The sequence below is a fragment of the Taylorella equigenitalis ATCC 35865 genome (genome assembly GCF_000276685.1).
In the GTDB taxonomy this organism is placed as follows: Bacteria; Pseudomonadota; Gammaproteobacteria; order Burkholderiales; family Burkholderiaceae_B; genus Taylorella; species Taylorella equigenitalis.
The window spans coordinates 431,139-443,533 of sequence record NC_018108.1; the positions used below are offsets into that span (position 1 = coordinate 431,139).

6 protein-coding genes are annotated in these 12,395 nt (G+C 32.3%); all 6 read left to right on the plus strand.

Going from position 1 to position 12,395, the window contains the following annotated elements; translation table 11 throughout:
* Nucleotides 1-2: 2 nt before the first annotated feature.
* Genes KUI_RS02020 through KUI_RS02045 form a run of 6 tightly spaced genes read left to right on the plus strand, consistent with a single transcriptional unit; the run spans nucleotide 3 to nucleotide 12,395 of the window.
* The gene (locus KUI_RS02020) at nucleotides 3-1,097 is read left to right on the plus strand and encodes a DegT/DnrJ/EryC1/StrS family aminotransferase (RefSeq protein WP_014840188.1); all 1,095 of its coding nucleotides are present in this window, start codon (nucleotides 3-5) and stop codon (nucleotides 1,095-1,097) included.
* Nucleotides 1,098-1,105: 8 nt separating this feature from the next.
* A complete protein-coding gene (locus KUI_RS02025) occupies nucleotides 1,106-1,891 on the plus strand; it encodes an ABC transporter permease (protein WP_013522170.1) in 786 nt (261 codons plus the stop codon).
* Nucleotides 1,878-3,674 carry an ABC transporter ATP-binding protein gene (locus KUI_RS02030; protein WP_014840189.1) on the plus strand — a complete coding sequence of 599 codons (1,797 nt, stop codon included), beginning with the start codon at nucleotides 1,878-1,880 and terminating at the stop codon, nucleotides 3,672-3,674. Before KUI_RS02025 ends, KUI_RS02030 begins: the two co-directional genes overlap by 14 nt.
* Entirely contained in the window at nucleotides 3,674-7,051 is a 3,378-nt protein-coding gene (locus KUI_RS02035) for a methyltransferase domain-containing protein (protein ID WP_013522172.1), read from the plus strand. Before KUI_RS02030 ends, KUI_RS02035 begins: the two co-directional genes overlap by 1 nt.
* Nucleotides 7,048-8,127 (plus strand): transglutaminase domain-containing protein, encoded by a 1,080-nt coding sequence (locus tag KUI_RS02040; RefSeq protein WP_014840190.1) that lies wholly within the window; start codon nucleotides 7,048-7,050, stop codon nucleotides 8,125-8,127. The genes KUI_RS02035 and KUI_RS02040 overlap by 4 nt, the downstream gene beginning before the upstream one ends.
* A gap of 47 nt (nucleotides 8,128-8,174) precedes the next feature.
* Nucleotides 8,175-12,395, plus strand: a complete 4,221-nt coding sequence (locus tag KUI_RS02045; RefSeq protein WP_014840191.1) for a D-glucuronyl C5-epimerase family protein — start codon at nucleotides 8,175-8,177, stop codon at nucleotides 12,393-12,395.

Here is a 12,395-nt window from a genome sequence, read left to right on the forward strand (position 1 = left end):
TTATGGAATTCATTGACTTAGCAAAACAGCAACAACGAATTAAGTCAGAAATCGACTCAAACATTCAGAAAGTGCTGTCACATGGTAAATATATATTAGGTCCTGAAGTACAGGAGCTTGAAGAAAAATTGGCTTCCTATGTGGGTGCTAAATATTGTATAACTTGTGCAAATGGTACCGATGCTTTGCAAATTGCACAGATGGCACTTGGCATTGGTCCTGATGATGAAGTTATTGTTCCAGGTTTTACTTATATAGCAACTGCTGAAACAGCAAAATTGCTTGGTGCTAAACCTGTATCCATAGATGTTGATGCCGAAACTTACAATATTAACCCTGCTCTGCTTGAGCAAGCCATTACTTCTAAAACTAAAGCCATTATACCCGTCTCATTATATGGTCAATGTGCAGATTATGATGCTATAAATTCTATAGCAGAAAAACATAATATCCCAGTCATTGAGGATGGAGCTCAAAGTTTTGGAGCTACTTACAAGGGTAATAAATCTTGTAATTTAACCACTATTGCATGCACTAGTTTTTTCCCAAGTAAACCTCTAGGTTGTTATGGGGATGGAGGAGCTATTTTCACTAATGATGAGAATCTTGCTCTTGTAATAAGACAAGTTGCGAGACATGGGCAGGATCGCAGATATCATCACATTAGGTTGGGTGTTAATAGTCGTCTAGATACCATTCAAGCAGCAATTCTACTGCCTAAACTTGATATTCTCGATGATGAGATAATGCTTAGACAAGAGTTAGCAAAAACGTATACAAAATTACTAAATGAAATAGGGGTCACTACAACTCCAGTTATAAGGTCAGAAAATTTAAGTGTTTTTGCTCAATACACAATCAGAATAAAAGATCGTGATTCTTTAGCATTGAAATTAAAAGAATTGGGTATCCCTACTGCGGTTCACTATCCACTACCACTCAACAAGCAACCAGTACTTGCAGACAATTTAGTCTTGCCAGTAGGTGATAGGATTTCAGAGGAGGTAATTAGTTTGCCTTTTCATCCTTACTTAACTAAAGACGATATTCTTAAGATTGTTGAAGCCATTTCAAAGGTCGGGTTTTTAAGTAGCTGACAATTATTATGCTTAGGCCATTTATAGAAATTTTCAAACACAGAAGAATTATTTTTAATACAACGCTTAGGGAGCTTCAATCTAGAAATGCAGGTTCCATTTTAGGTGTGTTTTGGTTAGTTATCTATCCAGTACTTTTTTTGGCAATGTATGCTTTTATATACCTAATGGTGTTTAAAATCCGTCTAGCAATCATGTCACCTTATGAGTATGTGATGCTTATTTTTTGTGGCTTAATCCCTTTTTTAAGTTTTGCAGAGTCGTTAAGCCGTGGAGTTGGTGCGGTAACATCCAATTCTTCCTTGATTAAAAACACTCTTTTCCCTATCGAACTAATTCCTGTAAATGTAGTTTTATCCTCTAAAGTTATTTTGTTAGTTGGATTTTTAATGTTGTTAGGGGTAATGATTTACTTTCATAAGGTTGGATATTATTACTTTTATTTACCTCTAGTAATTTTGCTTCAAATTTTATTTACCATAGGGGTGACTTGGATAATTTCAGCTTTAAATGTATTTTTTAGAGATTTAGGTCAAATCATAAGTTTAGTGGTGCTTATGCTTATGATGATTAGTCCAATTGCATATACAGAGGACATGATTCCCCAAGAATTGAAGTCTGTCCTTTATGTTAATCCGCTTTATTACTTGATAGTGCTATATCAAAAAATCTTTATGTTCAACTCAATAGATTATAAGTTGTTAGGAATATTTGCTGCCATAGCACTGGTAACTTTCATAATTGGATATTACTTTTTTATTAAATTAAAGGGTGTATTTAGTGATTACATTTAATAATGAAGTTAATGCCATAGAGGTTAGGAACGTCTCTAAGATGTTCAAGAAATACAAAAATAATGCCTCAAAAATATTGGATTTATTTGGATTGAATTTTTCCAAAAATTATGAAGAGTTTTGGCCTCTTAAAAACATAAATCTCATCATCAAAAAAGGTGAGAAAGTTGGTGTAATCGGTAGAAATGGTGCAGGAAAGACAACTCTTTTAAGTATGGTATCCGATAATCTTAAGCCAACTGAAGGGAGTATAAAAGTAAATGGTAAGGTTAATGCCTTGTTTGTTTTAGGAACAGGATTTCACCCAGAATTTACAGGAAGACAAAACATTAGATCCTCTTTGGCTTTTCAAGGTATAACTGGCGGAAAGGCTAAAGAATTAGAAAAAGAAATAATTGAATTCACTGAGCTTGAAGATTTTATAGACCAACCGCTTAAAACATATTCTGCTGGAATGTATACAAGGCTTGCATTTACAGTTGCAACTGCTATTGAACCCGAGGTTTTGATTATTGATGAAATATTGGGAGCTGGTGATGCATACTTCAATTCTAAGGCACTTGCTAGAATGAATAGCCTCACCAATAGTGGTGCTACAGTTATATTTGTATCTCATGATTTGTCAGCTGTACAAAAAATATGTGATAGATGTATATGGATTGATAAAGGAAAAATAAGAGAAGATGGAAATACTCTTGATGTTATTAAATCATATAGTCTTGATGTAAGGCGTCGAGAGGAATTGAGATTGCAATCTCAGAATTCAGGGGTCAAAATTGAGAATGCAGAAAATTCACAACAGATACTTTTTAGGTTTATAACCTCAAATGGCACTGCTCCTAAAACTCAAGGTTTTCGTATTGCCAAAATCAATTTGTATTTTAAAGGTAAGCTATATCATGAAATTTTGGTTGGGGACTCTATGGATAACTCTCCAGAGCAGGATGGCTATTTAATAACTGATAAAAAAATAAATTGGTCTGGCAGTAAAAATTCTGATGGAATCTGGTTTAGGGAGTTTAAGGATCAGGGTGGAGAGTATGTTCATGCGGTTGGTATATTCAAGATTCCTCTTTCAGCAAAATTAAGGGATTTTTCCTTTTCTATTGAGTATTTTGATAAGTTTGAGGATGACATATCTTTTGACGTTTTTGATAGTGGTAAAAATTCCTTCAGAACATTAGCAACTTTTAAATCACATGATTCAGAATCTTGGATTTGCTCTGAATCTATATTTTTAATTGATCCGCTATTAATTGAGGCATCACCTGAAATTAAAACCCATGAAGAAGAATCTGATGTTGTTGAGGATGAGGCTCCGAATGACGTATATGGTACAGGTGAATTAATAATCACAGATTTTCAGACTATTGATGCAGAAGAAAAACAAAAATACGTTTTTACTATGGAAGAAACTATGTCTTTTCGCATAAGTTTCAATTGTTTTGAAAGTATTAGTAATCCTGTTTTTGTTATTGCAATTTATAAGCCTGATGGTGAAATTGTTACTCAATTAATAGATAAGTTTAGAGGGTATACCAAGGGTCAAATGCCTAAAAACGGTTTTGTTGATTTCAAGCTAGATAAAATTAGGATAGGTAGAGGTGAGTATCTAATTTCTGTTGGTGTTTTTCATGATGTTGATTTGTCCAATCCTGTTGAACAAAAGACCTATTGCTTACATGACAGGAAATATAAGTTCAAAATTGAACAACCATTTGGAATAAATATGGATTTAGGATTGGTTAGCCAGGACTTTTCAGTTACATATAGGGATAAATAATGAGTCATAACAGATATTATGATCAAGAGGGGCTATGGAAAAGGGACCTGACTTCTCAAGAAATTGAAAGAATTGAAATTGTTAAAAAATTTATTCCTAGCGATGTCAAGACAATTTTAGATGCTGGTTGTGGTAATGGAGCTATTTCTAATTATTTGAATGGCTATGATATTACGGGAATGGACAGAAGTCCAGAGGCATTGAAATATGTCACTAACAAAACCGTAGAAGGTAGTTTAGACAGCATTCCATTTGAAGATAATGCTTTTGATTTAATTATATGTGCTGATGTTTTAGAGCATTTGTCAGAAGAAGTTTTTGAAAAAACCATAAAGGAATTTAAAAGAGTTTCCAAAAAGTATATTCTTATCATTTCTCCAAATGCGGAAGATTTAACAGCGAACCAATCTAAATGTTATTCGTGTGACACTGTATTTCACATGAATTGGCATATTAGATCCTTAAATCTAAGAGACACAATTTCAAATTTTAGGGATGATTTTGCCCCAATTTACTTTAGCTTCTTCGGAGAAAAATGGTCATCTGAACCTGAGTTGAAATATAAACAAGCTAGGACATCTGGTCGTGGGTATAAACATTGGGAGAATGCTGTTTGTCCACTTTGTGGTACTTCTCAATTTTCACTCATTGAGGATAACAAGGATATCGACGAAGAAACAAACCCTTACTTAAATGGCTTTTATAACCTTTCAACAGAGTTCATTTTATTGTTATCAACCATAGAACATAAAAAAACTTTGTGTGATTTTGACTCTTTGGAAGACAGGGCAATATTGACTAAAAATAACTATGAAGATATTTATTATGTTAATCGTCAATGTATCTTAACTGAGAAAAATATATTTTTAAAAAATAATACCGAACACTATCCTCAGTTCTCTTATATTCTTAATAACAGCGATAGTGCCGAAAAAAATCGTTTAGTCTTTTGTCTTCCTTATAAAACAAATTTAAGAAAATTATATATAAATTATTTAGATAACATTGAGGCTGAGTTATCAATTAATGTGTATGATCTTAAGAATAGCTTTATAAATATTGGTTCTATAAGTCTTAGCAATTCTCTAAATTTAGGAACTGCTTCTTTTGAGTTGCCTGAGGTTACACCTCCAAATGAAGGTTATTTATTTGAAGTTATTAGTAGCTCGGAATCTATAAATTTTAAGACTTCTCTTAAAGAGATATTTTCTGATAAGCATTTTGGTAAATTAAATCTAAATCCTATTGAGAGAAGGAATTTTCTAGGAATTGACTATACTCACTATGAACCATTGGGTTTAAACCTTAGTGATGGACAGTTTCTTTTGCTAGAAAAAGAGGATTGTATCTTTGATAAGTCTAACAAGTGTTTTTTTCTAAATCTAGATAATACTTTTGAGTTTTTTAATGGAAAATCATCTCAATCTCAAGGACATGTTCCATTTTTAAATGATAAATTAACAAGAGAATTCCAAGAAGATCGTTTTAATGAGTTTAAAAACTTTTCGAATTTGTTATTGGATTCAATAGAAACTAAAGTTGAAGAGTATCAAGCAAATAGAGATGTTCAATTTAATGAGTTTAAAAGTTTTTCCAATTCTTTATTAGATTCATTAGATAGCAAAGTTGAAGAGTTTCAGGATAATCGAGAAGTTAAACTTAATGAGTTTAAAACTCTTTCAAGTTCCTTATTGGATTCGATAGAAATCAAAGTTGAAGAATTTCATGAAAATCAGGAAGGTCAATTATATGAGTTAAGAAACCTTTCGGATTCATTATTGAATTCTTTAGAAATCAAAGTGGAAGCACTCCATGAAAATCTTTTTGGTGAAGTATATAAATCTAGTCATGATTATTTTAAATTAGTGCATGAAAGTTTTAATGAATTGCAAAATCAGCATTTGAATGAATTAAAACAATTTGAAGATAAGTATACTGAATTAAAAGAAGAAATTTTTTCAGAAGATCAAAAGCTAACTGCCTTCGAAAAACACTTATTCGATAAAGTAGATCAAGAAATCTATCAAATCAAAGCAGGTTTATACAATGTCTCCAATTCTCATGAGCGTTTAGTAAAAGCTCTAAGAAACCCTTTTACTCACTTTATGAGAAGGTTTAAACCTAACCGTAAAGCACAAAAGAGTATTAACCTTCCTACTATAAATGGAGATACAAAAGAATTAATAAGTCTACATAGTCAACCTTCTCTAAAACATTTGGTTGTTATTACTCCTGATGTACATGTCGATAGAAGAACAGTTCAAATGTGTCAAAGTCTGATTGACAATAAAAATATTAGATGTACCATCATTGCAGCTTTGCAAGATGAAGATAATTTTGTTACAGATAGGCTTAAAGTTAAGAGAGTTGACCCTGTTAAATCTGACAAATATATTCTTAAACCAGATGATTGGAGGGATGGGTCTTATTTAAATTTAGAGGATTTTTACTGGCTCCATCCGCACTATTTAAATGCTGCTTTGTTAGAAGATGCTGATTACATCATGTGTTGTGATCTTCCACTTCTGCCCGCTGCAGTATATGTTTCAAAAATCAAAGGCATTCCATTAATTTATGATGCCCATGAACTTTATCCTGAACAAAGTATGTTTTCGGAAGAAACTAGAAATTTTTATTCTCAGGTTGAAGCTCATTTTATTAAATTTCCTAATTTAACTATAACTGTAAATGAAAGTATTGCTGAAGAGATGTCTGCTCGTTACGGAATACAAAAACCTAAAGTAATTCTCAATGCATTGAATCCTCCAGCTAATTTCGATATTGATGTAAGTTATAACCATTTTAGAGATGCTTTGCCCATCAAGCCAAATCAAAAAATAGTTTTATTCCAAGGAGGTTTTTCCCAAAACAGAAATCTTGAACTCCTAGTCAAATCTGCTAACCATATTCCACTTGAGGATGTGGTATTGGTGCTCATGGGTTTTGGAGAGTATGGTGAAAAACTTATGAGTTTGGCTAAAAATGAGGGTACATTAAACAAGACAGTATTCTTTTATCCCGCTGTTGATCAATCTGTACTGCTTGAATATTCGGCCTCTGCTGATGTGGGTATAATACCTTATCCTCACACTGATTTAAATAGTTATTACTGTACTCCAAATAAACTATTTGAATTTATACAAGCTGGTATACCTATAATTGCCAATGATTCTCCTGAACTTAACAGGTTCATAGTTAATCAAAAAATTGGAATAACAAGACCAATTAATGATGAAGTAGATATTGCAAATTTGATTACTGAGTTTTTCAAGTCAGGATACGATTATTCAGAAAACTTGAAGGTAGCAAGGACCAAATTTAATTGGAATGAAGAGGAAAGTAAATTTACCTCCTTTATTAATGGAATTATTTTATGAAAAAATTCATTTTTTTAATATTGAGTTGTTTTCTAATTTCACAGAGTTCTTGGGCTAATGATAATTCTAATCCTGCAGAAAAAATCTTAATGAAAGCAAATGATAAGAATAATCCATTAAATATATGGAATATGGATCTAACTGACTATTGGTCTAAGCTTTCAGATGACATATTAAAAATTTATAAAGATAGAAATATACAGTTAACTCCTCATCAAATGGCAGTTGTTTTTATGGATTTTATCGGGGGGTTCAAGATAGGGGTGGTTAAAGGAGGTTCGGACCCTAGATATTCAGTTCAAGAGAGAATAGGGGCTTGTGGGTCGTTTACAAAAGTTTTCATTTCACTTATGGCTGCAAATGGAATACCTTCTAGAACTGTAGGACTTTATAACTTTCCAAAAGATAATGGCCATGTAGTTGCTGAGGTTTATTATGATAATAAATGGCACATGTATGATCCTACATACAATCTTTACTTCACAAATGAACCTTCGAATCTCGTAAATCCTCCAGTATTAAGCTTTGAAGAGATTAAAAATAACACACCATCAGATATGGTTTTGCACAATATTCCTAGATATTATATGAAAGGTGATAGATTTGCTAATAGAGAAATCTACCTTAATGCTAATCCTGCTGGTCCCTTAACTTTTGAAAATAAATTATTTTTCCCATTTTTCATTGATTTCAAAAAAAAATCTGTGATTGATAACTCCGAATTTGGTCCTAAGTACCAGAATATTTCGATGCTTGGGTTTGGGGGAGGGAATATAAATCATAAATATATGATTTCTAATCTTAATAAAGGCGAAACTTATACATTATCCCTTATTCCTAATTTTTTAGCTGGAATAGGTAAAAGTATAAGATATAAAGTTTCTTCTCCAAACTGTAGGTTGCATACGGAGGAGTTGACTTACTTAAAATCATCTCCGAACACCAATTTGGATATCGAGTTTTTAGTAAATGGGTCATCATGCGAAATTGTTATAGAAAACATTGAAAATTTTGAAAACATAAAATACTTAGTTCTAAAACAGGTAAAAGTTTTTAAATCCAGTAGTCGACCTTAGACATACAAAATCTCCTATCTGTGTGAGAAGTGGATCTTAATATCATTATGAGAAAATTTATATTATTTATTCTTTTTTCATCCCTAAACATTAATGCTTTAGGGCAAACTACTTCTACAGTCTCGGGCGAAACTGTACTAATGTCTAGTACTGATAAAAATAATCCATTGTATGTTTGGAATATTGAATTAACAGACTATTGGTCAAAGCTTTCAGATGAAATCTTGAAAGGTTATAAAGAAAAGAACATACAGTTAACCCCTCATCAAATGGCTATGATTTTTTTGAAATTCATGTCTGATTTTGATATTGGGTATCCCAAAGGAGGAGCTCATCCGAAATTTGTTGTTGAGGAGAAGATAGGAGCTTGTGGAACCTTCACTAATGTTTTTAATGCATTGATGGCTGCAAATGGATTTAAGGCTAGGATAATAAATTTATACAACTATCCAACAAATGAATTGGGTCATACAGTGTCAGAAGTTTATTATGATAACAAATGGCATTTATATGATACTACTTTTAGTGCTTATTTTACTGATGATCCGTCTAACGTAATTAACCCTAATGTATTAAGTTTTGAAGAGATTAAGTCAAACAAACCAGCAACTCTTATTATTAATAATCAATCTAGGTACTATAAAACTGTTGAGATTCAAAGGAAATTTGCAAGCAGAGAAATTTATCATACTGCCAATCCAGCTGGACCTTTGTCCTTCGAAAACAAAATGTTTTTCCCCATAAAATTGAATCCTATTTCTAGACCTAAAATAGAGAAGAAGGATTTTGCTTTAAAAGCACAAGGAGCTTCATTTATAGGTGTTGGCGGAGCTAACGCAAATCATATATACAAGCTTGAGAGTTTAAACAAAAATACCGAATATAGACTGTCTCTTATTCCAAATTTTATTGGAGGTCATAAAAACTTAGACCGTATAAAATTCAAAGTTTCTGCATCAGGATGCGATGTTCATAATAATGAAATCGAATTCATATCTAGTCATCCTTCTAAAAGTTTAGATATCAATTTCAAATCTGGTGGTGATACTTGCGATATAACCGTTGCAAATCAAGAGTCAACAGAGTTTATGAAGTATCTCTCTTTGAAGGAAATCAAATTAACCAATGTTGAGGATCCTTCCAACACTTTAAACCAAGGAGACATCACTGATTCTATACCTAATCAAACTGATGTAAACAATGCAAAATTTGTTATCAAGGAAGGAGTTCCATATCTAGATATAGAGGGCGTAGGTGAGGTGTTTCATCCAGCATGGACTGGTATATATGCACTGCAGTATGCGGGAATGGAAAGTTATTACCCTAAAAAAGTTGATCCTAATAATAAATTATTTTTGCATTTAGTGAAGGTATTAGAAGAAAAACTCAAAATTCAAAATGGAAATTATTATTGGTTATATAGCTTTGATAATTCTTATAACAATGTCACTATACATGCCCCTTGGGTAAGTTCTTTTGCTCAAGCAATCGGCGTTGAAGTGTTTGTTGCAGCCTATAAACTAACTAAACAAGATAAGTATCTTGAACTTGCAAAAAAAGCTGTTAAGCCGCTCACCGTTCCGCTATCAGATGGAGGATTATTATTTCATGATGGCAATGATATTTGGTTTGAAGAAATACCATTAAAAGAAAAGCCCACTCATATTCTTAATGCACATTTACGTAGCCTGATAGCAATCAATGAATTATATGAGGTAACCAAAGATCCAATTTATAAGGATTTTTTCGATAGAGGGTTAATAACTTTATTAAAATGGCTTCCAAAATTTGATACAGGATCTTGGCTTAAATATGATTTAAACCCAAACTATCATCAGTTATTTAGAATCACAAACCCATATGGATTTTCTACTCCAGAAGTTCCCATTGAGTCAATTTCTATTTTGGATGAAAATCAAAAACTTCTTGTTTATTCTGATATAGGAGATAGTGATGATTTCGATGTTTCTAAACCTGTTTTTATAAGTGGAACTGACTGGCTAATAGACAAAACTTCAGAAAAACTTAGCTACAGATCAAACAAGACTTCAATTCCTGAGGATTTCAATAGTGAACTTTCATCTGATAAGCTAAGTTCCCCTTTTTCGTTTATAAATATAAATTTCCCTAAATCAAATACAAATAAATTTTATTTAAAAATAGATTATCTGGATAGCAAGAAGGGCAACTTGGTTTTGCAAAGAAGATCTATATCTCCTAAGATAAAATTCAAAGATGTAGATGGAGGAATATTTTTACTAACTGGTAGTGGACTTAAAAGAAGTTTACAAGTCAAAATTGACCAGTCTGATCTTGGATATCCAGTTGGAAATACTTATTCGAAATTGCATTATTTATATCTTAATAAGCTATTAGATATTACTCAGGATAAGAGGATTAAATCCTGGGCTATAACTGCTAGAGCCTACTATAATTCTGAAAATTTCGATAAAGCCAATTTGGTACATTACCCTAAGTTAGTGTTGCCTCCACAAACTCCAGTACTACCCATCCTCTCCTTAACAAGTAACAATGTAGTTGCTATGCATTTTGGGGTTAACGGAACTAAATTTATAAATGGCGAATATGATTTCAAATCTCCTGTGAGTGAACAGTCATTATCACCTTACATGGTTTCACTACAGGCTAATGGAAAGTTTTTTGATGTGCATAAACACATGCTTAAAACTGAATCTGAGCTTAAGTCAAAATTAGGGAAATACTACAATAAATATGACTGGATTTCTCTAGAAGATCAAGAAAAAATTAATAAATCTAATGCTTTGAATTGGCTTCAACTTAATGGTAAGTCCTATAAGGATTCGATAAGCTGGCCATTTGATTTCCGTAATGCTTACAACGATTTAGTTCAAAATCCTAAATGGAATTCAGCATTTGGTCAGGCTTATGTTTTAGAGGCTTTTATACAAAATAATTCACTCGACTTTGCTAGAAAAGCTGCTAATGCTTACAAATATGATATTGCTTCAAATGGTGTTTCTTCCATTGATAAAAGTAATGATGTTTGGTTCGAAGAGGTGCCAAATAAATCTCATATTCTCAATGCCCATCTAATTAGTCTGAATGTTCTTTTAGGAAATAAGTCAGTCCTTGGTCAGGATGCTGAAGAAATAACGAAAAGAGGTCTTCAATCTCTCGAAGAAAAAATATTCAAATTCGATAACGGCTACTGGAGTTTATATGATCAAAATCCAAAAAAAGAGTTGATGTTTCAAATAGACTGGCTTGCGGGTAAGACAGCACCAATCATTGATGAAATTTGTTTAATAAGTACATTAAGTTTGAATAAAACATGTATAGACGTAGGTAGTAAAAAAGATTTTGATGGCAACAACAGAATAAATGGTATTGAATGGACCGAGAATCAGAAGGTGGATGGGTTTTCTGTGAGATCATTTAAAAATGGACATATGGTACGCAGTAAGCCTGTCAGCGGAGGCTCAATACAAAATACTTTTTTCTGGCTAAGTCTTCCTGACAGAGATTTCATAGATTTTTGGGACATAACACCTTATATCATGAGTATTAAATATAAGGATGTTGGTATCGGTAACTTTGTAATTAATATCAGATCGTCTAGAGAGGGAAATTTCATTGAAAGTCTTCCTCTCAGATATGGCAATTGGAACACTAAAAACTCAGGTGAATGGAAAAAATATCTCATCCCTATCAGATCTAACGATTTAGGTTGGTTTATGGGCAAAGATTACCATAAATATCATCTGGAACAAATTTCTGAGATAGCAAAAAAATCTAACAGTGTTGAGCTTAAGCAAGTAGCTGAAAGGTGGCAATATTACCTTGATCAATACGACAATAAATCTAGTCCAATATTCATCGATAAAAGGAGTGATAGTATGGAAATAAATAACTTTACGCTAACAAGTAATCTTAAGTTTTACCAAGGAAGCGAGTTAAAAAATGCTGTGGATGGCGATCCTAATTCAAATTATATTGCTGCAATAGAAAATCAAGAATTTCCACACCAATTAGTTATTCAAATTCCTGAAAAACGATATGTTGGTACCGTTAACATAATTTGGGAGAGTGAATCTAATTATGCATCTGAATTTGACGTAAGTTTATATGAAGATGAAAAACTTATTTCCACTAAAAACCTGAAAAATGATAAGTATCACACAGCTATAGAAATTGGTGGTGTGGTAAATAAAATCGTAATCGATTTGAAAAAATATCAAGGTCAAAACAGGTTGTTAATGAGAGAACTAAAAGTAATCGGTAAATAG

Coding starts and splice junctions, on each gene's coding strand:
- KUI_RS02020 (WP_014840188.1), top strand. CDS start 3: ATGGAATTCATTGACTTAGCAAAACAGCAACAACGAATTAAGTCAGAA.
- KUI_RS02025 (WP_013522170.1), top strand. CDS start 1,106: ATGCTTAGGCCATTTATAGAAATTTTCAAACACAGAAGAATTATTTTT.
- KUI_RS02035 (WP_013522172.1), top strand. CDS start 3,674: ATGAGTCATAACAGATATTATGATCAAGAGGGGCTATGGAAAAGGGAC.
- KUI_RS02040 (WP_014840190.1), top strand. CDS start 7,048: ATGAAAAAATTCATTTTTTTAATATTGAGTTGTTTTCTAATTTCACAG.
- KUI_RS02045 (WP_014840191.1), top strand. CDS start 8,175: ATGAGAAAATTTATATTATTTATTCTTTTTTCATCCCTAAACATTAAT.